The sequence below is a fragment of the Geotalea daltonii FRC-32 genome (assembly GCF_000022265.1).
Taxonomy (GTDB): Bacteria; Desulfobacterota; Desulfuromonadia; order Geobacterales; family Geobacteraceae; genus Geotalea; species Geotalea daltonii.
In genome coordinates this window covers 2,887,997-2,912,755 of record NC_011979.1, presented here as the reverse complement: position 1 = coordinate 2,912,755, position 24,759 = coordinate 2,887,997, and the positions used below count along the sequence as shown (strand labels likewise).

Sequence of the window (24,759 nt, the reverse complement as noted above, 5' to 3'; positions counted from 1 at the left end):
GGGCAGTCTTTTCAGCGTTTCGGTGCAGCCAGAGATTTGTTCTCGATCAGAGGGATAACTATCTCCCCACCACCTGACAGCGGGTGAATGGTCAGCGCATCTTCGGTAAGATTGGCAACCTCATATTTACCGGCAATGGTGTCCCCTTTTTTCACGAGAAAAATCTCCTTGTCGCTGGAGAGAAAGATCGTCTTACTGTTGTCCTTTTTCAAAAAACCAAGAAAGGTAAACCTGGCCATGTCTCGCTGCACCGGAGTCTGCTCGGGCATCTGCATGGCAGGAGGCGCCACAGGTGGGGCAGGCCTTACAGGTGGAGGCGGCGGTATCGGCAAATTGATTCTGCCGGTGGGCCTGCTTTCCGGTTTAACATCCTCGTGAAAAATGGGAGCAAAAATATTACGTCTAAAACCGGCAAACTTTGGATACTCTTTGTCCAGTAATTGCAGCTGAAGCTTTTTGTCATCTATCCTGGCGGAAGTGGAGCTGGAGAATGCTTTGGAGCCAGTTTGGCTGACGGTGGCACCTTTGCCTGGATATTTGAGCGTCCCGGCCTTTTTTTGTCTGGGTTGGCTGAAAACACTGTAAATTATGGACAGGATGAGCAAAAGCACCAGAATGGCGAGGGTCAGTTTTTTCCTGTTCATGGCCCCTCCATCCGGAAATAGGTGATCAGTTTCAATTTGAGTTGCACGTCCTCTTTTGTCTGGCTGGCATTGGCAAGGGACAGATTGTCCAATAAAATTATCTGCCGGGAGCGCATCAAGTCGGAAATGAAGCTTTTCATCCCGGCATAATTACCGGAAACGGAAAAATCGATGGTATAGGCAAGAAGTCCTTGCTCTTTCATGCTGGTCGGTTTGTACGTAACATTGTTTACGACCAGACTATTGTTGCTCGCAGTTTCAAAAAGCTCGCCCAGCATGCGTGCAAAATCATTCTTGGAAAGGATTCTTGAGTGCCACGTCTGCAGGTCTCTCTTCCCTTGGGCATAGATGGTGGCAGCGTCAAGCACACTCATCTGGCTGCTCTTCTGCCGTTTTTCAAACCAACTGCTTTGCAGTGATGCAACCCGTGGTTCCTGATAGAAAGTAAGATAAACGAAGGAAACAATGTTGATGAACAATAAAAAAATTATCGGTAAAACCAAGCGCTTCTTGGCTATTAGCGTCTCTTTTAAAAGTTTGAGATTCATTTGTATATTACCGTGCAGGTAATGGTGAAACTTACCCCTTTCTGATTCTGTCCTACCTTGATTGCCGATTGATTTTCCAGGAAAACGTTCTTGAAATATGCTGAAGAGGAAAGAACTTCAAAAAAGCGCCGCAAATCGGTAAAGGTTTTACCGTAGCCGGTCAGTTTAAGGGTGCGTTTCTCCACATCAGGTTCTACAGTACTAAGAGTAACCCCTTCCGGGACTACCGATTCGAGCTGTTCCAGAAAATTAAGCCAGTTCAAGCTTTTCTTTTCAATAATCGAATTGGCAAAGCGGATTTCAGCCAGCACCGTTTCATATTCTTTTGCGGGTACACCTTTTGAATCACCCTTAATTTTCCTGTCCAGGGATATGATTTGCGTCTCAAGGCGTTTGGTCTCACCAAGATTGAAGAATATTTCCCTGATGTTAAAAACAAGCCACAGTATGAGAAGAATTGCCGTAATGGCAATAATCAGATGCAGCTGACGAAGATTGATATAGCTTCTGGTTGCAAGATTAGTAGTAAACTGCATCAGAAATCCCTCACTGCGGCACCTAAAGCACCAGCCAGAGATTGCAGCAATCTTCGATCTGTGGCGACTCCGCTTTGGCTGGAAATCACGCGGCTCACGTCGAGCAAAATCGGTTCCGCCCCTATTGCATCACTGACTACACCACTAAAAGATTCGGCGTCTTCGCCGGCAGCAAAACAAAAGACCTCATTGGCAGAAAAACCGGGGAATTTATCCTTGAACACCAGCTGTGAGTTGTTGATCTCCCGATATAGTCGGTTAGGCTCGAAAATACCTGGTGAGAGGTCTTTGGAGCGATAAAAGACAAGTACCTCGCCATAAAAAACCATCATGGTGAAAATGCCGCAATGGAAAGTAAAGAAAGTAACATTTTCTGTTACCGACAAACGATTTGAAAATAGCCTGTAAACATTGAAGCCTGTAAAATCTATAAATTTGGGTTCAAGCCCGGCCTGAAGAAAGAGTTCTTCAAATTGTGTAATCACCGGTTTGGCTATGATAGACACAAGAAGAGACATTGCACCGTCATCTTTTTCTTCGAGCAACTGATAATCCAGGTGAGTCTCGCTTAAATTGAAGGAGAAATTCTTTTTGAGCTTCCAGCGGATGATTTCTTTCCCTTCTTCCTTGCTTTTAAAACGGGTCTCAATATCGACAAGCATGACTCGTCCTGTGGTTTCTGGCAAAGACAGGGAAATGACTGTTTCTTTTGTCAGGAGTCTGAGATAGGCATCTCGGATAATGCCAACAAAAGCAGAAGGATTGAGAACATTCTGCTCCTTCATGCCGAACTTCAGAAGATCATGGGGAATAGGAGTCGCATTGTAAGCTGCAAGGCTTAAGGAATTACGACTTCCGTCTACAACGGCCATTTTGATGGCCTCCCCTGACACTTCAACTCCTATGGCTTTTTTTGAAAAAAACATGATGTGGACCCGAACGTTCTATTTATTCAACAAAGGTGACGCGGTTTATTTCCCGTAATGTGGTATCACCTGCAAGTACTTTTTCCACGGCAGACTCACGCAAAAAAACGGTTCCCGCCTCTTTGGCAGCCTTTTTCAGCTGAATTGCCGAAGCCTTGGCTATTATAAGTTCCCGTATTTCATCATTGAGATCCAGAAGCTCTACAATGGCCGACCTTCCCCGATAACCGGTACCATTGCAATCGTCGCAGCCCTTGGCCTCGTAAAATGTGACATTTCGGCATCTTTCCGGGTCTATGGCTGACTCTATCAGCTTTTCATCGGGAATGACTACTGGATACTTGCACTTCGGACAGATCTTTCGTACAAGGCGTTGTGCCATGACACAGTTGAGACAGGCGACAAAGTTGTAGGGATCGATCCCCATGTGGGTGAAACGCCCGATCACGTCAAAGACGTTGTTTGCATGAACGGTAGTAAATACAAGATGGCCAGTAAGAGCCGACTGGACGGCGATTTGAGCAGTTTCAGGATCCCTTATTTCGCCTACCATTATCTTGTCGGGGTCGTGGCGAAGAATGGAACGAAGCCCCCGTGCGAAAGTGAGGCCTTTCTTTTCATTTACCGGGATCTGAACAATGCCACGAAGAACATATTCAACCGGATCTTCTATGGTAATGATTTTTTCTTCGCCTGAATGGATCTCAGTGAGGGCGCCATAAAGGGTCGTAGTTTTCCCCGAACCGGTAGGCCCCGTTACCAGCACCATCCCGTACGGTTCCTTGATCATCTTGCGAAACCGTTTTATCTCCCTGCTGTCCATGCCCAGTGTCTCAAGGGTGAGCCCCTTGAGATCCGTTGCAATGCTTTCCTTGTCAAGAATCCTTATTACGGCGTCCTCGCCGAAAGCACTGGGCATGATGGATACACGAAAATCTATTGATTTGCCATTGATCCGGACCTTGAATCTGCCATCCTGGGGGATGCGGCGTTCTGAGATGTCAAGCTCGCTCATGACCTTGAGGCGGGAAATGATCGGCCCCTGAAAGTGCAAATCGATAGGTTCTGTCGCTTTGTATAACACCCCGTCGATGCGGTACTTGATGATGACCCCTTCCTGGGTGGTCTCTATATGAATATCGCTGGTACGGCGGTTTAAGGCATCAAGGATCGTTGAGTTAACCAGCTTGATAATGGGGCTGGTATCGGCTGAAATTTTTTCCACCGACAGGACTTCTTCCCCTTTTTCCGTCTCGGTCACCAACTGGAGCATGAAATCTTCAGAGACTTCCTTAAGGACGCTTCTTGCTCCTTCTCCTTTTTTTAACAAGATCAGAATCTGTGACTCAGGAGCAATTTTCAGAATTACAGGCCTATCGAGCAGTAACTCCATCTCATCGAGCTTAAGAACATCAGTGGGATCTGAAATGGCTACTACCAGAGCATCCCCGAGCAGTTCAAGCGGTACAAAATGAAAACGCTGCATTGCATCGGGAGGAAGTAATTCAAGAACAGTCTCGTCGTGCTTGAAATCCTGCAGGTCAATATATTCCAGGCCAAACTGCTCAGCCAAAGCCCGAGCCAGATCGGCATCGGTAATCAACCCCTCATTGAGGCAGATGGCCCCAAAGCGCTCACTGGTGCTTTTCAGTTTATCAATGACAAAAGTAAGTTGTTCCGGAGTAATAGTCTGGTTGTCGACCAGAATGTCTCCGAGCTTTTTCCTTTTGAATGTTTTGTTCATGTTCCCTTCAGCCCACTGTCCCTGCTATTTTGAATATTGGCAGGTACATGGTTATGATGATGCCGCCGATAATTATTCCCATAATTACCATGATGGCAGGCTCTATGGAAGTTGTCAGCACATTTAAATGCCGCTCTATTTCTTCTTCAAAATATTCGGATATATCGCCCAGCATTTCTTCCAGCGAACCGGTTGTCTCGCCTACACCCAACATGCGCAAAGCAAGGGGAGGCATCATCCTGGTGCCTTCAAGGGCTGAAGATAGCTGGACCCCTTCTTCCACCCTTACAACGGCAGCCAGAAGCTTCCGCTCCAGCAACATGTTATTCAGCGTACCCACTGACATTCTGAGTGATTCCACAATGGGAATACCACTCCCCATAACAGTGGCCAAAGTCCGCATGAAAGTGGTCATGGCATACTTGATGAGAAGTGGACCAACGAACGGAATCCTGATCTTGAGGCTATCCACCCTGAATCTGCCGGCTTCCGTTTCCGACCATTTCCTTAAAAGGAACGCTGAAATGATGATGAGACCGACAGCGACAAGGAAATAACGTTTGAGAACACTGGTAAATCCGATCAACATTTGCGTTGGTAACGGAAGACTCGATTTTGAGTCGGCGTAAACCTGGCTGAATGTGGGTACTACATAGACCAGCAGCATGGTTACGGCGAGAAACGCAACAGTCAGGATGATTCCGGGATAAATAAGGGCGGAGATGACCTTTTTCTTAAAGCCTTCTGATTTCTTAAGAAATGCAATATAACGGGAAATGGTCTGGGGTAGATCGCCGGTTCTCTCGCCAGCCTGGACCGAAGCGATGTACAGATGGGGGAAGACCTTCGGGTGCTTTTGAAATGCTGTTGATAAAGCGGCACCCCCCTTAACATCCTCCCGGACGTCATTCAGTATTTCGGGCAAACGCCCCTTCTCTACCCGCTCCAAAATGGTATCAAGCGCCTGAATGATCGGTAGACCGGCTTTGATCAGCACCAGTAATTCCTGGTTAAAGGTAAGGAGGGCTTTATTGTCAACCTTGCGGCGACTGATACCAACGTCCTGAAGAAACTGCATTGGCTTTTTCTTAAGCTCAAAAACAAAAAAGCCTTGCTCCTCAAGGCTTTGCTTGAGAACGGAAACATTTGCAGCCTCAAGTTCCTTTTCAAGAATTTTGCCGTCTGCGGCACCTATTTTACATTTAAAGAGAGACATAGAGGCAGAATCTACCATAAAAAGTTTGAAATTAGAATAATTAAAACCACAGCACAAAAGGCTGTGGTTTTAATTACCATATCTTAACATATAAATGTAGATTTTTAATATTTTTTTGGATCGTGGTCCACGCCGTGGCACGAAAGATAACATTCGCCACGGAATGAAGCTACTCCTTTTTCCACAAATTTCAAGGTTCCGTTTGCATTGGCGGCAACTATCTCCTGGTTGAATCTAATAAGATATTTGTATTCGGTACTTCCATGGGAATCATGGCAGGTATGGCAGGAAGTACCTGAAAAAGATGAACCGGCGGCCCTTCCATTGATATGCAGCGAGTGATACTTGAAGCTTTCATCGCTCATGATGCTGGTGCGACTATGACACCGATAGCATAGAGCATAATTCTGCGGCGACTCGGACTGATTGTCCCTGATAGAGTAATTTTCTACCAGGATGAACTCATAGTTGGAGCCATGTGGTCCAGAAGGAGATGAGGAATTATCGCTTCCATGGCAGTCGCTGCATGAAATTCGGGATACATCTCCCGGAATAATCTTTTTTTCCTTGTATGGTTTCAATAGACTGACTACAGCCGAATTTCTACCTTCGGCTTCAATGGGATGAAAGGATGGATTTGTTGAAGCGAACAGAACTCTTTTATTTGTAGATCGTGAGGGAAGATTTGCACTATCGCCATGACACCGGTAGCAAAGCTCATACTCATTGGATATGGACGTTACCAACCCCCTTTTATTCTTTAATCCGGCAAATTTGTTGGTAGAGGTGGAATAGTGAACATTATGGCAATCGCCGCACGTTGCATGACGCTGTGCCCTGGAATCCGTTTCAGGAAAATTCTCCTGTGCCCGGTGCACTCCTGCTGAAAATTCGAAGGCAGGATGGCGATAGGGCTTTTTAAACTCAGCCTCGACGTTTTTCTGGTCGGACATTTTGGGGGCAAATTTTTTTGGCATGAATTTGTATTCCTGGGAAATCCGGGAAGGATCACCATGGCAAACAATGCATATTGCAACGCCGCCCCCTGTCTTGAAATTGAAACGATTATGACATGTGGCGCAACCACGAGGTACCTTTGTCCCATCCAGGTGGGTAACTTTGTCGGCCCCGAACGCTGATATCGATAGGGACATGGCTAGCAGCGACACGGATATGAAAAGTATTTTATACATAAGGAATTTCCTTAGAAGGTATTGTTAGGAAATTGATGACAGGTAACACATACTGCATCGTGTGAGTTCGCAGGATCCGAAGGGGGATCCGGTGGTATGTAGTCCCATACCCAGAAAGGCATGGTCGTATCCCTGGTCTGATGAGGATCATGACAGGTGGTGCACTGCATCCTGCCTTGTCCGTCAAGTTTTACTTTCCCATCGGAAGAAACGACCTTGTAATCAGGCAGGGCTTGCTGCACTCGGGCATAATTGAAGGAAACAGGGTGATGGGAATTGGTAACTTTAGTGCGATCGAAAACGTTGATTCCGGCCATAACCTTGGCAAGATCACCGTTTATGGCTATGTTGGTGCCCCGAGCAACGGCTCCGAGTGCAGTAACTCCGTCATGACAACTGAGACAGAGCCGTGATGCACCATTTGGTTCGTTATAATCGCTTATGGCTTTGAGATCGGTTCTGATGCGAAGACCCGTAGCGGTGTATTGTCCGAAGACCTGGGTGGTCTCCATCCTGTTCCACAATCCACGATTGATCACCGCATTGTGAGGTGTATGGCAGAATATACATATCTGGCGTGCGCGAGGATCACTGGAATCGGAGGCCTTGTATGTAACCCCAGTATTGTCATAGGACAAGTTGTGCTTGTTGCCTGTCTCGGTTACCTTGGGACCATAAATGGCAAAACTGTTTTTCTGGAGAATTATCAGGCTAATGAGAACAGCCATTCCGACAAGAACCTTTTTCACTGTTTCGTACCCTCTCTCAAATACTGAAAAACCTGCACTCTGCTGTTGTAAGTGTCTGCGATGAAGATATGATCCTTTTTATCGATATATATACCGCTGGGCAAATAAAATTCCCCAGGTCTTGCGCCATTTTTCCCCACATGCAGAAGGAGTTTTCCTCCCGAGTTAAAGATCTGGAAATCATCAAGGGTGGCATCAATAACATAAAGATGACCTTCCCCGTCAATAGCTATCCCTTTTGGCCTGGCGAAAGAACCGGGAGCGTCGCCTATGTCGCCAATTTTGCCCTTAAGTTCGCCATCAGGCGTAAACTTTTTAATGGTGAAATTCATTGAATCGGTAATATACACATTATCACTGCTATCCACTGCAACATTGGATGGGTAACTAAGTTCCTGATCTTCACTTTCTCGCGGGAAAGGACTCTTAAAGCGATCTTCTTTGTCAAAAAGATACAGTTTGTGTGCCAGAACATCCACCACATACTTTTCGTCTTTGCTGTTTACTGCAATACCGGCCGGCCTGGAGAAGGGTTTTTCCGGTTTTAATTCCCCAAGAAATTTTCCATTTTTATCGTATTTATACACCTTGCCATTCAACGAATCGGAGACATACAGGTTTTTAGCGGAATCAACCGCGACCCCTACAGGACTCGACAGCACATCCTCCCCGGCCATGAGAAGGTATCCCACCTCCCGTGACTCCAAATCGTATCTGTGAACAATCCCCATGCCTGTATCTGCTATATAAAGTACGGATTCGCCATCCCCTCCGATAGCGAAGGGCAGATCAAGCTTTATTCCCTGGTCCGACTCACCCGTCAAATAATCAAAATATTTTCTGATCTTTCCACGAGGGGGCAGAATATCGTCCGGGCCGTTGATGGTCCGAAGAAACCTGATTCGAGGTTCGTTGGGGGGATAAGGCCAAGCAAGATTAATCTGGGGATCGTGGAGAGTAAGCGGCTCAACAGCTGCACAGGCAGTAAACAGGAGCAGGGAAACGGTAAGAAAAGCTTTAAAAAGCAATAGCCACTCCCCTTTCAGGCGTTAAGCATGCCGATTATCCACATGACAAAAAAGAAAACAACACAGCTTCCGATTCTGATTCCTTTTTTTACCAGAAATCCTCCATTTGATGGAAAGCTGGTCAGAATGAAAGCTACAGTAGATGAAATCCAGCCATAAAAACCTAGTAATGTAAGAATGGCCCATTGTTGGGACGACATGGTGGTTCCTTATTCATATCCTTATTTATAGTGTAATAGTGAGCCGAGTTTCAATTTCCAGACCATTATTACCGCCTCGCGGACGATTTTTTTTGACATCTTGGATGACCCAGCATGCCTGTCGATAAAAATGATCGGCACTTCCCCGACTTTAAAGCCTTGCTCGACGCAGCGGAAATTCATCTCAATCTGAAAGGAATATCCATCAGATTTTATCTCGTCCAGGTTTATCTTTTCTAAAACCTTACGACTGAAACATTTAAACCCGCTGGTGCAGTCGGAAATCTTGAGGCCAGTAATAAGGCGTGTGTAGACACTGGCAGAGTAGCTGAGAATAAGTCGTCTTATGGGCCAATTAACAACACTGACCCCATTCAGATACCGCGATCCTATGACCAGATCAAAATCGGACATTTTTTGAAGAAAGTGCGGCAGTATCTCCGGGTCATGGGAAAAATCTGCATCCATTTCGATTATATAGTCTGCACCTTGCTGCATCGCGAGACGGAATCCTTCTCTGTACGCTGATCCCAGGCCAAGTTTTCCTTTGCGATGAAGGACGCTGATCCTTGGATTTAATGCTGCCATTTTATCAGCTAGGTCACCGGTCCCGTCAGGGGAATTGTCGTCAACGATTAAAATGGAGATGGATACATCCTGAGCAAGGACTTTCGTCGTCAGTCTCTCAAGATTTTCACACTCGTTATAGGTGGGTATAACAACAACAGTCTTCACCGATACCCCCCCTTAATCTTCATATATTTTGAGCCTTATTAATAGAGGACATGACTTTTGGGAAACTGAATTGTGGTGCCGTAACTTCTGAAGGATAAACGATTTGGAGCTTCTAAGTCAAGCGAAAGGACCGGTAGGCTGTTGAGGAGAGATAAATCTGACAGAAAAAGCCATGCTACAAGCATGGCTTCTCTAGATGGCGGGGTCGACGGGGCTCGAACCCGCGGCCTCCGGCGTGACAGGCCGGCGTTATAACCATCTTAACTACGACCCCAAATTAAATTGTGGTGGTAAAACAAAACGGGAGATGTTATCTCCCGCGAGTGTTTTGGTGGGCGAAACAGGGATCGAACCTGTGACATCCAGCTTGTAAGGCTGGCGCTCTCCCAGCTGAGCTATTCGCCCTTAATGGCGGGGTCGACGGGGCTCGAACCCGCGGCCTCCGGCGTGACAGGCCGGCGTTATAACCATCTTAACTACGACCCCTTGACCTGCAAGACTTGACGTCCTGTCTTAAGCAGACACCTCTTATATCAAAACAATACCAATTGTGTCAAGACTATTTTGCAAAAAAAAGTCTCAATGGGATGTAACTTTTTCAGACTGAGACTTCATCATACCGCCAGCATCTGAAAAACTATCGGCTTTTGCAACTAATGGACTGGAAACAAAAGCGTTCAAAATAACATCATCCATATGTTTTACTGATCTTATTTCCAACCCTGCAATGAGTTCCTTGGGCATTTCCACCAGATCCTTCTCATTATCTAGCGGAATAAGCACTTTTTTTATCAGACCACGCCTGGCAGCAAGAATCTTTTCCTTTAAACCGCCTATGGCAAGAACTCTGCCCAGAAGAGTAATTTCACCGGTCATGGCAATGGAATTCAAAACTGCCTTATTTGTCAAAGCAGAGATTATCGCCGTTGCCATGGTTATCCCCGCAGATGGACCATCCTTAGGGATCGCTCCTTCAGGGACATGAATATGTATGTCCAGATTCTGATAGAAGTCGGGCTCCAACCCCAGCATCAATGCTCGGGAACGGACATAAGTCATGGCAGCCTGGGCGGATTCCTGCATCACCTCACCAAGTTTACCTGTTATGATCATTTTACCTTTACCGGGAAGAGTGGCAACTTCAATCTTCAGCAAGTCCCCCCCCACTTCTGTCCAGGCAAGTCCTGTAACAACTCCTATGGAATCCGTTTCCTCTCCCATCCCATATCTGAAACGCGGAACCCCGAGGAAATTTTTAATCTCTCTGTCCGAAATGGAAATCTTCTTTGATCTTGAATTTTTACCTTTTACAAGAGCATGGGCGGTTTTTCGGCAAATATTGGCTATTTCCCTCTCAAGGTTTCTTACTCCTGCCTCACGGGTATAGTGGCGAATTATTTCCAATATGGCCTTATCAGTAAATGTCGCATTTTTTTCCTCCAGGCCATGGGCTGCCAGCTGTTTTTTCACCAGGTACTGTTTTGCGATGGCAAGTTTTTCCATTTCCAGATAACCGTCCAGCCTTATAACCTCAAGCCTGTCCAAAAGCGGTCGTGGAATGGAATGAAGGGAATTGGCGGTCGTCACGAACATTACCCTGGACAGATCATAGTCAACATCGAGAAAATGATCGGTGAAGGTGAAATTTTGCTCAGGATCAAGCACTTCAAGCAGAGCTGAAGCAGGATCCCCCCTGAAATCCGTGCTCATTTTATCGATTTCATCCAGAAGGAAGACAGGGTTGATTGTACCAGCTCTTTTCATGCTCTGTATGATTTTGCCCGGCATGGCTCCAACATATGTACGTCTGTGTCCTCTGATTTCTGCTTCGTCACGCACTCCTCCAAGAGACATTTTGATAAACTTCCGTCCCGTGGCTCTGGCGATGGATTTAACCAGGGATGTCTTGCCGACCCCTGGAGGCCCGACAAGACATATTATAGGTCCCTTCAAGGCAACAAGAGAAGTAACTGCCAGGTACTCCAGTATCCTCTCTTTTACCTTCTCAAGTCCAAAGTGATCAGCATCGAGAACAGATTCGGCAGTGGCTATATCCTTGTTTTCAGCAGACGATTCAGTCCAGGGCACGGAAAGGAGCCAATCCAGGTAATTTCTTATAACGGCAGCCTCAGCGGAGGCAGGAGACATTGATTTTAACTTCTTCAATTCAGACAGAGCTTTCTCAGAGACTTCAACAGGCATTTTCTGTCGGGCTATTTTCTTTTCCAATTCTGCCAGTTCCTGCTTGAACTCATCCTTATTTCCCAGTTCCTTCTGGATTGCCCGCATCTGCTCATTGAGATAGTAATCTTTCTGCGCTTTCTCCATCTGTTTTTTGACACGGGAATGAATGCGATTTTCAATCTGCAGTATTTCAATCTCCGATTCCATGAATACCAGGAGCTTTTCCAGTCTTTTCAACGGATCAGCCAGGGAAAGCAGGTCCTGCTTGTCCGTTATTTTCAGGTTTAAATGGGTAGCTATGCTGTCTGCCAGCCGGGAAGGTTCCGAAATACCGGAAACCACATTGGTCACTTCAGCAGGTATGGTTTTGGTAAGTTTGACATATCTTTCGAAAGAACTACGGATGCCTCTGACAAGGGCCTCCAATTTAGCCGTCTTGTTGGAAGTTTCTGAAACATCTGCGACTTCCACGGTAAAGTAGCCGTCACAGTTCAGGTAGGAGAGGATCGTTCCACGTTTTTTACCTTCGACAAGCACTTTCACCGTACCGTCAGGAAGTTTAAGTAGTTGAATGATGTGACAGATGGTTCCGGTGCTGTATATTTCATCCTGTTTAGGGTCTTCAACCTTGGCATTTTTCTGGGTGGCGAGAAAGATGTATTTATTGCCATTCATCGCCGCTTCCAGGGCATGGATCGATTTTTCCCTCCCTACGAACAGAGGCACCACCATGTGGGGAAAAATCACCATATCTCTTAAAGGAAAGAGAGGGAACCTGGTCGGTTTCCCTCTCTTGATGCTGCTGATCTTAGTTTTTTCAGACATTTAACAGTTTCCCATGCGTCAGGCGGACTCCGCCACGCTTTCATATACTATAATTGGTTTTTCCTTGTTGTAGATAACATCTTCGCTGATTACCACCTCTTTAACCATGGTCTGAGATGGTATCTCATACATGATGTCGAGCATGGCATTCTCCAGTATGGACCTAAGCCCTCGCGCTCCGGTTTTCCTTTTTAAAGCCTCTCTGGCAATGGCAACCAATGAACCATCCGTGAATTTGAGCTTGACGTGCTCCATGTCGAAAAGTTTCTGGTACTGTTTGACCAGGGCGTTTTTGGGTTCCTTGAGTATCTGAACCATTGCTTCTTCATCCAATTCGGTGAGAGAAGCAAGAACAGGCAGCCGCCCTACGAATTCAGGAATAAATCCAAATTTCAGCAGGTCCTCTGGCGTTACGCCGATAAGCAGCTCCCCGGCTTTTTTCTCGATTTTCTTTTTAACGTCAGCGCCAAAACCTAAAGTCTTGACCCCAATCCGTTGCTGTATGATATTTTCCAGACCTGCAAAAGCGCCACCGCAGATAAAGAGAATATTTGTCGTATCTACCTTAAGGAATTCCTGCTGAGGGTGCTTTCGTCCACCTTTGGGAGGCACGCTGGCAACAGTGCCCTCGATGATTTTCAAAAGAGCCTGTTGTACACCTTCGCCGGAAACATCCCTGGTTATGGAAGGAGAGTCCGACTTGCGGGCTATTTTGTCGATTTCATCTATATAGATTATGCCCTTCTGTGCCCGCTCAACATCATAATCGGCAGCCTGCAGAAGGTTAAGAATGATATTTTCCACATCCTCACCTACATAACCAGCCTCTGTCAGGTTGGTTGCATCTGCCATGGCGAATGGAACCTTAAGGATCCTTGCCAAAGTCTGAGCCAGCAGGGTTTTACCTGAGCCTGTCGGACCCAGAAGCAGGATGTTGCTTTTCTGCATCTCCACTTCGCCCGGTTTGGTCATGGCTTCAATGCGTTTGTAGTGGTTATAGACTGCAACGGCAAGAACCTTTTTGGCCTGTTTCTGTCCGATCACATACTCATCGAGGACATCTTTTATTTCAAGGGGTTTTGGCAGCTTTTTGACATCCGGTCCCGTTGCCTCTTCAAGTTTCGACTCTTCGGCTATGATGTCGTTGCACAACTCGATGCATTCGTCACAGATGTAAACTGTGGGACCTGCGATCAGTTTTTTTACCTCTTCCTGGCTTTTGCCGCAAAAGGAACAGATCAGATTATCGGACCGGTCGTCTCTTCTACTCACCGGGAACCTCCCGTAATGGTGTTTCTGGTAATTATGGAATCTATGATACCATAGGTTTTCGCATCTTCACCAGACATAAAATAATCACGTTCCGTATCCGCCTCGATCTTTTCCACCGTCTGTCCGCTATGTTCAGCCAGCAACTCATTGAGTTTCTTTTTCATGCGCAATATCTCCTGAGCATGAATATGTATGTCGGTGGCCTGCCCCTGAAATCCACCAAGTGGCTGATGAATCATTATTCTGGAGTTGGCGAGACTGAACCTTTTCCCCTTCTCACCACCAGAAAGCAGAAATGCACCCATGGAAGCAGCCTGACCGACACAGATGGTTGATACTGGTGCTTTGATATAGCGCATTGTATCGTAAATAGCCATCCCCGCAGTAACTACGCCACCAGGAGAATTTATGTAAAGATGGATATCCTTGTCAGGGTCCTCCGCTTCAAGAAAGAGGAGTTGAGCAATGACAAGATTCGAAACAGTGTCATCTATTGCTCCACCCAGAAAGATGATCCGGTCTTTGAGAAGTCTGGAATATATATCGTAGGACCGCTCACCTCTTCCGGTTTGCTCAACTACTATTGGCACAAGCATGTCAACTCCTAGGGTTAAAATTATTTATCCAGTTCTTTGCGCTCAACCTCTGTTACGGTGGCTTTTGACAATAAAAGCTCTATTGCCTTGTCTTCCTTCAACTGGGCGCTCAGATTTTCCTTTGCCTGGGCATTCTGCTGGTAAAATTTGTTCACCTGCTCAAGGTCCTGATTATTCTGTTGAGCGATCTGCTCTAGCTTTTCATCCACCTCAGCAGCAGTGACCTCGATGGATTCCTTGCGGGCAAGTGCATCCAGCAGTATGGAACCTTTGACCTGTGTCTCGGCAGCACTGCGAAACTGTGCTTTATAGCCCTCGTCGTTAAGCCCCATCATCTCAATGGTAAGTCGCTGCATGGCCAGTCTTCTTTTGCTGTTCTCAAGCATCAGATTCAGCTGTTTGTCAACAAGAGTTTCAGGAACCTCGAAACTGTTTTTTTCGATGAGGGCTTTTATCAGTCGATCCCTGAGGTCAGCCTCTATCCGCTCATTTTCCTGCAGATTATGCACTTCCGCGATCTTTTTCTTCAGATCTTCAAGAGTTTCGAATTCGCCGAAGTCTTTGGCAAAATCATCATTCAGCTCGGGCAGTTCCTTTACCTTGATTTCCTTTATTTTAACGGTAAAGGAGGCATCTTTACCGGCAAGGTCTTTCTGGCCGTAGTTTTCAGGGAAAGTCACTTTGATTTCACTTTCGTCACCGGATTTCATGCCCACAAGCTGGTCTTCAAAACCGGGAATAAAACGGCCTGAACCAAGTTCAAGCTGGAAATCGTCAGCAGCTCCACCGTCAAAGGGTACACCATCAATGGAACCTTTGAAATCGAAGGTAACATAATCTCCGCTTTTTGCTGCAACACCAGCTTCAGCAGGTTCAAGATGGGCCATATTCTCCTGCATCTCCCGCAGGCGGCCAGTAACCACCTCATCGTTCAGAACAAATTTTTCCTTTTTAACTTCCAGCCCGTCATAATCCTTAACCTCAACATCCGGAAACACTTCGACGGTTGCAGAATATTTAAAATTTTCCCCTACTTTCAGTTCATCGCTATCTATGACCGGGTATGATACAGGGTAAATCTTTTCGTCAGTCAAGGCTTTGAAGTAAGTGTCGTTAACAATATTTTTCAGGACGTCATCAGCCATCTTTTCATGGTAATGCTTCTTGATTATATCTTTGGGAACCTTGCCTTTCCGGAAGCCTTTGATGGCGGCATGTTTTCTGATTTCGTCATAGACTTTTTCCACCTCTGAAGCAACCCGCGCTGCCGGGATCTCAAAATTGATCTTTTTTTTCACAGAACTTAACGATTCGACACTGATCTGCATTTTATTCCTCTCTTATCAGGTAATTAACAGGCAGGATCACTGCCATGGTTCAGACATGGATATTTGGCGGGAAAAACAGGAGCAGAATTTTTTAGGATGGTTATCGAACCCCTCTTGATGGGCTTTAAAGCTACCTACACACCTAAAAATGGATTTGTAAAAATAACAAACGATGTCATCTGTGTCAAGAAAGAAGTATTTGCAGCTGAAACCAGCAGCAAAAAAGAAAAAGGCCCCTTTCGCCATGATAAAAGGCCCTTATTTTAACATTCCCTGCCCTTTTACTTTCTTTTGTTGCCGAAAAAATTAGCTTGCCCTCGGCTTTGCCAGTTCCTCGATGGTCACGCTATCCAGAATCCCTATCACATTACTTTGTACGGTTCTCCACACATTATGCACATTGCAGTACCCTCCCCTGTCGCATGCGCCGCTATCCATAAGACAGCGGTTGGGAATGATCGGGCCTTCAACGGCTTCGACCACCTGGCGGAGGGTTATGGAAGAAGCAGGGCGTCCCAGAACAAACCCGCCCCCGGTGCCACGGGATGAATTTATTATACCCAGCTTGGCAAAGCTCTGAAAAATTTTGGCGAGAAATGTCTGGGGCACATCGGTGGCCAAAGCAATCTCGCTTATGAGAGAGACCTTGCCCGGGGACTGCTGGGCCAGATAAATGATGCCCCTGATTGCATATTCTCCCTTGCGGGTCAACTCCATCATCAAAACAACCTTTAGGACCAGTTTTGTCTTTTTATAGTCAAAGTCTGCTCCCCTGTCAAGGAAAAGATTCCAGGGAACCACCTCTTGGTCACGTTCACCTGCCGAATTCCTTCCGCATGTAGTTTTGCCATTCCCGCACCATGCCGGCATAATCCATGGCAAAACCACCCAGGGCTTTACTTAAAGCGGCGTCTACAGATATCCTCCTGCCGAGATTCACCAGAATCTCTTTCACATTGAACCAGCCATAGGCGCCGATCATGTAGTTGACCAGGGAGTAGCTCTGTTGGTATGCCAGTGAAGCCTGTTTGCTGCTCAGACCTCCAAAAGAGCCTTCAAGGGAAGAGAACGGCAGGTAACTGCCGATTTTTGCTACCCCTCCCAGCTCAGCCATAGGGGGATTATACTCCCTTCGCCCTTCATACTCGGCAAGTCCTTCATTTAACCATGTGGGAACATTGCCCCTTGCAAGCTCATTGACGACAACGTGAGTGTACTCATGGAATAAAATTGCTTTGAGTTGTGGAGTAAGTTCCGCCGCCCCACCTATGGGGAGACGGATTTTGCCGTCATAAAGCCCTCCCGACCATTCCGGACTTGAGGTTACCAGTCGATAGTCCTTCTTTGTATAGAGGATGACCGGTATCCGTGCTGAAGGAAAATAATCAAGGTCCGAACCTACCTGATTATAGGCTGTCTCCAGTGCATCGAGAACTGCATCAGCCAGACTGGAGGTAGCCTCCGTATCATAGGATATCTCGAATTTAGAGCTGTGCCCTTTGCCCATCTTTGACTCGACAGTGACCTCCCTACGGATCTTCTCCAGAAGGTCAGCCACAACTTTATTGCCTGGTTCAAGCTCTTGGGCCTTGACCAGGCTTTCTACGGCTGATTCCAGCTCACCGGAATCATAATGGGCACGCCCGAGGAAATAGTAAATGTCGGTGGTCCTGTTGCCGTCATCAATGGCTCTGCGCAGTTCGAATTTTGAAGCATCATAGTTCTTTGCCAGGTAAAATGCTATTCCGCGCATCATTCCGTAGGTGGAATTTCCTGGGGAAAGTTCTCGCGCATGGTCAAAATTTTCGGCAGCCTCCAGATAGCGATTGTTTTCAAGCTCTTTTTTACCCATATACATGTAGGCCACAGCCAGGTTCTTGCGCAATGTCTCGTCGTAGGGGTAGAAAGAAAAAGCCTTCTGCAGCTGTTCAAGGGCTTTTTCGTATTCCCCCGCATTCAACAACTCGAGTGCATAATCATTGCGGATCAAAGGATCGTCGGCCCAGGAAGGAATGGGCCAAAAAAGAAAAGCAAGTAGACATACAACGGACAAACAGGCAAAGGTCATTTTTTGCATGACAGCCTCGTTAACTCAAAATTTAACGAAAGATGAAAAAAAAGCCGGGCATGGCCCGGCTCTCACTGCTACAGCATACTTCCCTTAATGCTTTTGGCAATTCCGGTGGAATCCAGTCCATACCGGATCCGTAACTCAGATTGTTCACCCTGTTCAATAAAACAGTCGGGATAGCCAATCCGGGTGACTGGCAAGTGGCTCAGTCCTTCCTCTTCGAGCACCTCAAGAACGGCTGCACCAAAGCCGCCTTGCAAGGCATTTTCCTCAACTGTTACCAGTCTACCGACCTTGGCAGCCAATGTAAGGACAAGCTCCCTGTCAATGGGCTTTACATAGCGCATGTTGGCTACCGCCACATTCAGGCCTTCGACAGCAAGGAGATCGGCTGCCTCCATGGACGGATAAACCATGGTGCCAAGGGCCAGGATGGCAACATCGCCACCATCACGGAGAATCTCTCCTTGCCCTATGGCTATTTCCCTGAACTCCTGATCAATGGCAACTCCATGACCATTGCCGCGCGGATAGCGAACGGCCGAAGGACCATCATGATTGATGGCCGTATAGAGCATGTGCTGCAATTCGTTTTCATCCTTGGGCGCCATCAGGGTCATCTGGGGAAAGGAACGCAGGTATGACAGATCGAAGACCCCATGATGGGTAGGGCCGTCACTGCCCACCACTCCTGCCCTGTCGATGGCGAAAACCACCGGCAGGTTCTGCAGGCAGACGTCGTGGAATATCTGGTCATAGGCCCTTTGCAGGAAAGAGGAGTAAACGGCAAACACCGGCTTTAATCCACGGCCGGCAAGACCCGCGGCAAAGGTGACACCATGCTGTTCTGCAATCCCCACATCGAAAAAACGGTCTGGATGCTTGGCGGCAAAGGCCGAAAGTCCGGTACCATCGGGCATGGCAGCGGTAATGGCAACGACTTTTTCATTGTCATTGGCTATCTTGTTCAGAGCCTCACCGAAGAGAAAGGTATAGGAGGCTGCCCCCCCTTTCCCCTTGGCAACCTTGCCGCTGGTCACATCGAAAGGCCCGACCCCATGGAAAAGGGACGGATTGGTTTCGGCAGGACCGTAACCCTTCCCCTTCCTGGTCAATACATGTATCAGCACTGCATCGTCGAAACGCTTGACGTTCTCCAGGGTCTGCATGAGCAGTTCGATATTGTGGCCATCGATGGGCCCCACATATTCGAAGCCGAAGGCCTCAAAGAGCATGCCGGGGGTAAAAAGCCCCTTAAGACTTTCCTCCGCCCTCTTCGCCACCTGCAGAACGCCACGGCCAAGACCGTCCATATTTTCCAGGAATCCCTCCACATCCTTCTTGATCTTATGGACAAATTCGCTGGTGATGGTCCGGCTGAGGAAGCTTGAAAGGGCTCCGACGTTTTCGGAGATGGACATCTCGTTGTCGTTGAGAATCACCACCATATCCCGGTTAAGGTGTCCGGCGTGATTGAGCCCCTCATAGGCAAGTCCGCCGGTCATGGAGCCGTCACCGATAACGGCCAGCACCTTGTTTTTCTCCCGTTTCAGGTCACGGGCCAAGGCCATGCCGAGGGCAGCGGAGATGGAAGTGGAAGAATGTCCCACATCGAAAGCATCATGTGGTGACTCGCAGCGCTTGGGAAACCCGCTTATGCCTCCCAACCGGCGCAGGGTGCCGAACCGTTCACGGCGACCGGTCAGCAGTTTGTGTGCATACGCCTGATGTCCCACATCCCACACTATTTTATCATTAGGACTGTTAAAGACAGCGTGCAGAGCAATGGTAAGCTCGATAACCCCGAGACTGGGCGCCAAGTGCCCGCCATTGCCGGAACAAGTGCTGATAATGACTTCACGCAGTTCACCGGCCAGGATATTCAATTCTCTGAGCGAAAGTTTCCTCAGTGATTCAGGACCGCTGATTGTCTCTAGTAAACCAGCCATCAGGACTTCCGTTTCACGATGTAAGATGCAATTTCACGTAAGGGATCCGCTTTTCCATCAAAAGCAGACAGGGCATCAAGGGCGATGTCCACCAGTTCCGCAGCACGTATTTTGGCTTCTGCCAAGCCCATCACAGCGGGATAGGTCGCCTTTCCCCTGGCTTCGTCACTGCCGGCGTCCTTACCGATCTCCTCAGTGGTTCCCTCAATGTCGAGGATATCATCGGCAATCTGGAAAGCCAGCCCTATAGCCTCACCGTAACGGGTGAGACTTTCGGCGTCCTTGCTGCTTGCACCGCCAAGCAGCGCCCCGGACTTGACCGAAGCTTTGATCAATGCGCCGGTCTTATGGGTGTGAATGTACTGGACTGTCGCCAGATCTATCTCGGCATTGCCCTCGCTCTCCATGTCAACCACCTGTCCGCCAACCATCCCTCTTGATCCGGCGCAGCAGGAAATTTCCTGAATTACCTGGACCAGTGCAGCTGGCGGGACAGTTGGGGCCGCTGCCAGATTGCTGAGCAGTATGAATGCCTCGGTAAGAAGGGCATCTCCGGCAAGAATGGCTACGGCCTCGCCGAAAACCTTGTGGTTGGTGGGATTGCCGCGACGAAAATCATCATCGTCCATGGCAGGCAGGTCGTCATGTATCAGTGAATAGGTGTGAATCATCTCCATGGCACAGGCGGCAGGCATGGCCTGGGATATATTCCCTCCCACGGCTTCACAGGCAGCGAGCATCAGTATGGGGCGGATCCTTTTCCCCCCCGCAAAGATGGAATAACGCATTGATTTGTGGAGCGAAGCAGGAAGGTCATCGGCAAGGGGCAGAAATCGGTTGAGTGCATCATCTACCAGCTGGCAGCGTTCTTTCAGGTAACTTTTCAAATCCATTCATATCTCATTTCATACGTTGGGATATTAGACATTCATTCATCTTCAGGCTGAAACTGTTCGGTTATAAATCGGCCATCTTTCTGCTTGAGCAGGACTTCCACCCGTTTTTCTGCTTCATTGAGTTTCTTCGAGCAAAAAGCTGCCTGCTTGATCCCTTCCTCAAAGGCTTTAAGCGAGTCTTCAAGGGAGAGCTCTCCACCTTCCAGTTTCTTCACTACCTCTTCTAATTTTTTGAGGGCGGTTTCGAATTTTTCAACGGCCATGGATAAGCTCTTTCCGACAGGAGTTTTGGGGAAAAACAGCGTTATTATACAGATAAGTGCCAAGCAGTCAAGGTTTGATGACCGCTGTCAGTCATGGGTGCACTCCACTCGACAGATAGCGCGTCCTTTTCTGAGCAATATATCCAGGGAATCGCCGGGGGCCAGTTGGTCCCGATCGGTTACCACCGCACCACCCGGAAGCTTTTTCACGATAGAATAACCACGGGCCATGGTGGCCAAAGGTGAAAGTGCCTGAAGCTTGCCGGCATTGAAGGCAAGGGACTGCCCCGCCCGCTCGACAGTATGCATCATGGTCTTTTCGATCCTGGACTGCACAAGAAGGAGCTGCTCCCGGCATCGCTCCAACCGCAGGACAGGGTTTTGCAGACGAAGGCGGTCATGAAGAAAATGATTTGTGTCGGCGCTTCTGATCAGCAACTGACGAATGCAGCGCCATGATCTGCCTTCCAGGTCATCAAGCCGCTGGGCCAGATGGCCAAGGAGCATCGATGGATCCTTGACAGCACGGACCAAGCCATTGAGCTCCCCCCAATGTTCATTGAGCAGTCGGCGAACGGCCATTCCCAGGCGGTGGAACAATGCCTCCAGTTCGGCAGAGATTTCCGCTTTGCTTTTTATCACCATCTCCGCCGCTGCGGATGGCGTAGGGGCACGCAAGTCGGCAACGAAATCTGATATGGTAAAATCTATCTCATGGCCTACGGCAGAAATTACAGGAATCGAGGATCGATAGATGGCACGCGCCACGATCTCTTCGTTGAAGGCCCACAGGTCTTCCAGTGAACCTCCGCCACGACCGACGATCATGACATCTATGCTTCCATATCTGTTTAAATCGTTCACGGCAGCTGCTATTTCTTCGGCAGCTCCTTCACCTTGAACCTTCACCGGCCTGAGCAGTACCTGCACGTTGGCAAAACGTCGGTTCAGTACGTTCAGAATGTCATGGATAGCCGCACCGGTGGCCGAGGTCACAATACCTATGCGCTGGGGCAGTCTGGGTATATCTTTCTTGTGTGAATCGGAAAAAAGTCCTTCCTTGGCCAATCGCTCCTTTAGCTGGATGAATGCGAGCTGCAGAGCGCCAATACCTTTCGGTTCCAGGTATTCCACAATAAGCTGGTACTCCCCACGTGCGTCGAAGACCGAGAGCCGGCCGCGGGCAATAAGCCCCATACCATCGCTGGGCTTGAATTTCAGAGCGCGGACAGAAGCGCGAAACATGACGCAGCGGAGCTGTGCAGATGCATCCTTCAGCGTGAAGTACAGATGGCCGGAACCCGGCGTGGCAAGGTTTGATACTTCCCCTTCCACCCAGACATGATCAAAATTATCCTCCAGCACGTTGCGGACGAGTCCGGTCAGCTGACTTACGCTAAGAATATTCTTTTCGGCAAAAAGCACCACGCCCCCTGTGTTCCCTTACTCACAGCTGTTTCTACCATAGGCGCCATAGCCTGTCAAACTACCGGTTGACCATGGGAATAGCTTCATTGTATGATGCCGCCATGAAAAACTATCCATATGTAATCACCATATCTTCGGAAAAAGGGGGGGTCGGCAAGACCACCCTGGCGACAAACCTGGCCATATTCCTTAAGGCACTGGATGAAAACCTGCCCGTTTCCATTTTCTCCTTCGACAATCACTTCACCATAGACAAGATGTTCGCCATCAAGGGACAGAAACAGGATAAGGATGTCTCCGACCTGCTCCTTGAAACGCCTGGTTTAGACCTGCTTCACACGGGGCAGTATGGGGTCAGTTACATACCCTCTTCCGGCGCACTCTCCGGCCTGAAAAGCTCGATGAAAGGTCCCATGGTTCTGGCAAGGCTTTTGGCATCTTCCGGCATCTCAGGCGTCTTGATCATCGATACCAGGCCTGACCTGGACATACTTACTCAGAATGCGCTCTTTGCAGCCGACCAGGTGATCATTCCCATCAAGGACATGGCCAGCATGGAAAACTGCCGCAACATCTTCGACCTCTTCGATAAACGTGGCATGGACAAGAAGACCCTTTCCCTGATCCCCTGCCTGGTGGATGAGAGGGTGAAATTCGAAGGGATGTTCAGCGATCAGAAGACACTCCTCAAGGCCTACGCCATTAACCGCGGTTACCGCTGCCACGATACCTATATATCCAAAAGCCCCAAGGTCGAAGGTCTCAACACCAATCCGGAGGGCAAGATTTATCCGATCCTGACCCATGCCCGCAGTACCGACGTTTACAGCCAGTTTACCCAACTGGCCAGAAGTGTGCTCCAGGAAATGAATGCCACCACCGAACCACGGTCACAGCTCTTCCATCAATGGCTCACCGCTGAAGACACCCGCAAGAAAGAGGAATTTTTTGCTCGGCTGAGCGGCGTCAAATCTCACTGCATAATGTGCGGCAGCCCATCCAGCCAAGCAAAAAGCGGCATTACCTATTTTTATGAGACATCCGACGGAAGTGATGCAGGTTTTATGGAAGAAAGATGCTTCTCACGTTTCCTGCTGTCGTCCATTTATAATCTGCCACAGGGGCTGCCGGCAGATGACCCGGTACGGCTGATGCTGCAGGACACCATAAAGGAATCCGCCTTTGCCTTCAAGCCGGTCTCCGCAGGTAGGGGGACTGAAGTTGAGTGCCATCGTTTCGATCTCAGCGGCCTGCCCATGTCCAGCAAGGCGTATCAACCTGGAGAATTGGCCCCTCCCTTGGACACTTTGAGAGGATATGGGGAAACCTTGCGAGATGCATTTCTTTTTGTTCACCCCATAACCACCGGCAATCCTGAGGCGATCCTCATGGAGGAAAATTACCGGGCATTCGCCAAGCTGAAAAGACATATTGCAGAACAGATCTGCTGAACGAATAAGGAAGGAAAGGTCAGCTGACAATTTGTGACGCATAAACGAAGGTGATTCCCTGTTTTTTCAACTGGGGCATCATCCCTGACAGTGCCTGAATGGTGGTCCGGTGAGGATGACAAATGGCAATGGCACTGCCCCTCCTCCTGGCGGCATCTGCCACCTGTTGCAACTGGGCATTGATCGCCTGCACATTCTGCACGTTATCGAGAAACACCTGCCTGGTCCCCGATTTAAGTCCCATCTTTCTGGCGAGGCGGAATCCTGCCGATTTGGGGGATGTCATGCTGTCGACAAAGAACAAGCCTTTTTCCTGCAGGATCTGCAGCACAGGCTGCATCTTTTCTTCGCTCTCGGTAAAACGAGACCCCATATGGTTATTGGCGCCGACCGCATAAGGAATTTCCTGCAGATACCCCTTCACCTTGGAGGCTATCTGTTCATTACTCTCCCCAAGCAGCAGGCCATTTTTTTCCATCTTTTTCTCCGGGTATCCCTGTGGCTCCATGGGAATGTGGACCATGACCTCCCCTCCCCTGCCATGGGCAATTTCGGCGACAGCCCTTGCCTTGGCATATCCGGGAATAATGGCGAAGGTAATTGGCAGGTTGATTGCCAGTAAAGAATCGGCTTCTCTGGTGCTGCGTCCCATATCGTCGATAATGATGGCAACGGTGCCGGGACCGGTCAGGTGCGGCCTCGTCCTTGCCTGTGGAACGGGTCTCGCCTTGGCTGCAGTATAGATATCATGCTTCCCGGGTTTCGCCGCAGGACGAGCAGGCATTTTCTGTCGTTCAACGCTCCCCTGCCTTTCCTGTTTTCCAGGCAAGGTATGCCTGGACTGTTCCAATAGGAAAAAAGCCAACGCTATCAAAACTATTACAGCCAGGAGCGTAACCAGTTGCCGGTATTTGCCCCCTGAACTCTTGCGTCTATTTGTCCCTTTCCCCTTCTTTTTTGCCAAGTAGATATCCTCC

The 24,759-nt window shown here is 48.3% G+C and carries 23 protein-coding genes and 3 tRNA genes; 2 read left to right on the top strand and 24 right to left on the bottom strand.

The window, feature by feature from the left end; translation table 11 throughout:
• Nucleotides 1-11: 11 nt before the first annotated feature.
• The 17 genes from GEOB_RS13130 to tig form a co-directional block, all read right to left on the bottom strand.
• Nucleotides 12-644, bottom strand: a complete 633-nt coding sequence (locus GEOB_RS13130; RefSeq protein WP_012647726.1) for a hypothetical protein — start codon at nucleotides 642-644, stop codon at nucleotides 12-14.
• Nucleotides 641-1,192: a type 4a pilus biogenesis protein PilO gene (gene pilO, locus GEOB_RS13125; protein WP_012647725.1), complete on the bottom strand. Its 552-nt coding sequence runs from the start codon at nucleotides 1,190-1,192 to the stop codon at nucleotides 641-643. The genes GEOB_RS13130 and pilO overlap by 4 nt, the downstream gene beginning before the upstream one ends.
• Nucleotides 1,189-1,728 carry a PilN domain-containing protein gene (locus GEOB_RS13120; RefSeq protein WP_012647724.1) on the bottom strand — a complete coding sequence of 180 codons (540 nt, stop codon included), beginning with the start codon at nucleotides 1,726-1,728 and terminating at the stop codon, nucleotides 1,189-1,191. Before GEOB_RS13120 ends, pilO begins: the two co-directional genes overlap by 4 nt.
• Nucleotides 1,728-2,654, bottom strand: a complete 927-nt coding sequence (gene pilM / locus GEOB_RS13115; protein WP_041267149.1) for a type IV pilus biogenesis protein PilM — start codon at nucleotides 2,652-2,654, stop codon at nucleotides 1,728-1,730. The genes GEOB_RS13120 and pilM overlap by 1 nt, the downstream gene beginning before the upstream one ends.
• A gap of 22 nt (nucleotides 2,655-2,676) precedes the next feature.
• Nucleotides 2,677-4,398, bottom strand: a complete 1,722-nt coding sequence (locus GEOB_RS13110; RefSeq protein ID WP_012647722.1) for a GspE/PulE family protein — start codon at nucleotides 4,396-4,398, stop codon at nucleotides 2,677-2,679.
• Nucleotides 4,399-4,405: 7 nt separating this feature from the next.
• Nucleotides 4,406-5,614, bottom strand: a complete 1,209-nt coding sequence (locus tag GEOB_RS13105; RefSeq protein WP_012647721.1) for a type II secretion system F family protein — start codon at nucleotides 5,612-5,614, stop codon at nucleotides 4,406-4,408.
• 104 nt (nucleotides 5,615-5,718) lie between these two features.
• A complete protein-coding gene (locus GEOB_RS13100; RefSeq protein ID WP_012647720.1) occupies nucleotides 5,719-6,807 on the bottom strand; it encodes a cytochrome c3 family protein in 1,089 nt (362 codons plus the stop codon).
• An 11-nt stretch (nucleotides 6,808-6,818) separates the two neighbouring features.
• Entirely contained in the window at nucleotides 6,819-7,556 is a 738-nt protein-coding gene (locus GEOB_RS13095) for a cytochrome c3 family protein (RefSeq protein ID WP_012647719.1), read from the bottom strand.
• On the bottom strand, nucleotides 7,553-8,287 hold the full coding sequence (locus GEOB_RS13090) for a 6-bladed beta-propeller (protein ID WP_230198939.1): 735 nt from the start codon (nucleotides 8,285-8,287) through the stop codon (nucleotides 7,553-7,555). Before GEOB_RS13090 ends, GEOB_RS13095 begins: the two co-directional genes overlap by 4 nt.
• A 518-nt stretch (nucleotides 8,288-8,805) precedes the next feature.
• Complete coding sequence (locus tag GEOB_RS13085) at nucleotides 8,806-9,519, bottom strand: polyprenol monophosphomannose synthase (RefSeq protein ID WP_012647716.1); 714 nt, start codon at nucleotides 9,517-9,519, stop codon at nucleotides 8,806-8,808.
• Nucleotides 9,520-9,716: 197 nt separating this feature from the next.
• Nucleotides 9,717-9,793 (bottom strand) — tRNA-Asp (locus GEOB_RS13080).
• 55 nt (nucleotides 9,794-9,848) lie between these two features.
• Nucleotides 9,849-9,924 (bottom strand) — tRNA-Val (locus tag GEOB_RS13075).
• 4 nt (nucleotides 9,925-9,928) lie between these two features.
• Nucleotides 9,929-10,005: transfer RNA gene (locus GEOB_RS13070), tRNA-Asp, on the bottom strand.
• Between the two features lie 93 nt (nucleotides 10,006-10,098).
• Nucleotides 10,099-12,528, bottom strand: a complete 2,430-nt coding sequence (gene lon, locus GEOB_RS13065; RefSeq protein ID WP_012647715.1) for an endopeptidase La — start codon at nucleotides 12,526-12,528, stop codon at nucleotides 10,099-10,101.
• 18 nt (nucleotides 12,529-12,546) lie between these two features.
• On the bottom strand, nucleotides 12,547-13,800 hold the full coding sequence (clpX, locus tag GEOB_RS13060) for an ATP-dependent Clp protease ATP-binding subunit ClpX (RefSeq protein WP_012647714.1): 1,254 nt from the start codon (nucleotides 13,798-13,800) through the stop codon (nucleotides 12,547-12,549).
• Nucleotides 13,797-14,396 carry an ATP-dependent Clp endopeptidase proteolytic subunit ClpP gene (gene clpP / locus GEOB_RS13055; RefSeq protein ID WP_012647713.1) on the bottom strand — a complete coding sequence of 200 codons (600 nt, stop codon included), beginning with the start codon at nucleotides 14,394-14,396 and terminating at the stop codon, nucleotides 13,797-13,799. Before clpP ends, clpX begins: the two co-directional genes overlap by 4 nt.
• Before the next feature lie 20 nt (nucleotides 14,397-14,416).
• Entirely contained in the window at nucleotides 14,417-15,724 is a 1,308-nt protein-coding gene (gene tig / locus GEOB_RS13050; protein ID WP_012647712.1) for a trigger factor, read from the bottom strand.
• A gap of 96 nt (nucleotides 15,725-15,820) precedes the next feature.
• Between tig and GEOB_RS20165 the strand changes: the two genes are divergently transcribed.
• The gene (locus tag GEOB_RS20165) at nucleotides 15,821-15,991 is read left to right on the top strand and encodes a hypothetical protein (RefSeq protein WP_012647711.1); all 171 of its coding nucleotides are present in this window, start codon (nucleotides 15,821-15,823) and stop codon (nucleotides 15,989-15,991) included.
• A gap of 39 nt (nucleotides 15,992-16,030) precedes the next feature.
• Here GEOB_RS20165 and GEOB_RS13045 read toward each other — a convergent pair whose 3' ends face one another.
• The 6 genes from GEOB_RS13045 to xseA all read right to left on the bottom strand — a co-directional run bounded on the left by GEOB_RS13045 (nucleotide 16,031) and on the right by xseA (nucleotide 22,331).
• The gene (locus tag GEOB_RS13045) at nucleotides 16,031-16,444 is read right to left on the bottom strand and encodes an RrF2 family transcriptional regulator (protein ID WP_012647710.1); all 414 of its coding nucleotides are present in this window, start codon (nucleotides 16,442-16,444) and stop codon (nucleotides 16,031-16,033) included.
• 94 nt (nucleotides 16,445-16,538) lie between these two features.
• Entirely contained in the window at nucleotides 16,539-17,801 is a 1,263-nt protein-coding gene (locus tag GEOB_RS13040) for a peptidase MA family metallohydrolase (RefSeq protein ID WP_012647709.1), read from the bottom strand.
• A gap of 68 nt (nucleotides 17,802-17,869) precedes the next feature.
• Nucleotides 17,870-19,744, bottom strand: a complete 1,875-nt coding sequence (gene dxs / locus GEOB_RS13035; protein WP_012647708.1) for a 1-deoxy-D-xylulose-5-phosphate synthase — start codon at nucleotides 19,742-19,744, stop codon at nucleotides 17,870-17,872.
• On the bottom strand, nucleotides 19,744-20,637 hold the full coding sequence (locus GEOB_RS13030; protein WP_012647707.1) for a polyprenyl synthetase family protein: 894 nt from the start codon (nucleotides 20,635-20,637) through the stop codon (nucleotides 19,744-19,746). The genes dxs and GEOB_RS13030 overlap by 1 nt, the downstream gene beginning before the upstream one ends.
• Before the next feature lie 35 nt (nucleotides 20,638-20,672).
• Nucleotides 20,673-20,903 (bottom strand): exodeoxyribonuclease VII small subunit, encoded by a 231-nt coding sequence (locus GEOB_RS13025; RefSeq protein ID WP_012647706.1) that lies wholly within the window; start codon nucleotides 20,901-20,903, stop codon nucleotides 20,673-20,675.
• An 87-nt stretch (nucleotides 20,904-20,990) separates the two neighbouring features.
• Nucleotides 20,991-22,331 (bottom strand): exodeoxyribonuclease VII large subunit, encoded by a 1,341-nt coding sequence (gene xseA / locus GEOB_RS13020; protein WP_041267147.1) that lies wholly within the window; start codon nucleotides 22,329-22,331, stop codon nucleotides 20,991-20,993.
• Between the two features lie 101 nt (nucleotides 22,332-22,432).
• Between xseA and GEOB_RS13015 the strand changes: the two genes are divergently transcribed.
• The gene (locus GEOB_RS13015) at nucleotides 22,433-23,782 is read left to right on the top strand and encodes a ParA family protein (RefSeq protein ID WP_041267555.1); all 1,350 of its coding nucleotides are present in this window, start codon (nucleotides 22,433-22,435) and stop codon (nucleotides 23,780-23,782) included.
• Between the two features lie 19 nt (nucleotides 23,783-23,801).
• Here GEOB_RS13015 and GEOB_RS13010 read toward each other — a convergent pair whose 3' ends face one another.
• Nucleotides 23,802-24,746: a divergent polysaccharide deacetylase family protein gene (locus GEOB_RS13010; protein ID WP_012647703.1), complete on the bottom strand. Its 945-nt coding sequence runs from the start codon at nucleotides 24,744-24,746 to the stop codon at nucleotides 23,802-23,804.
• Between the last annotated feature and the right edge of the window lie 13 nt (nucleotides 24,747-24,759).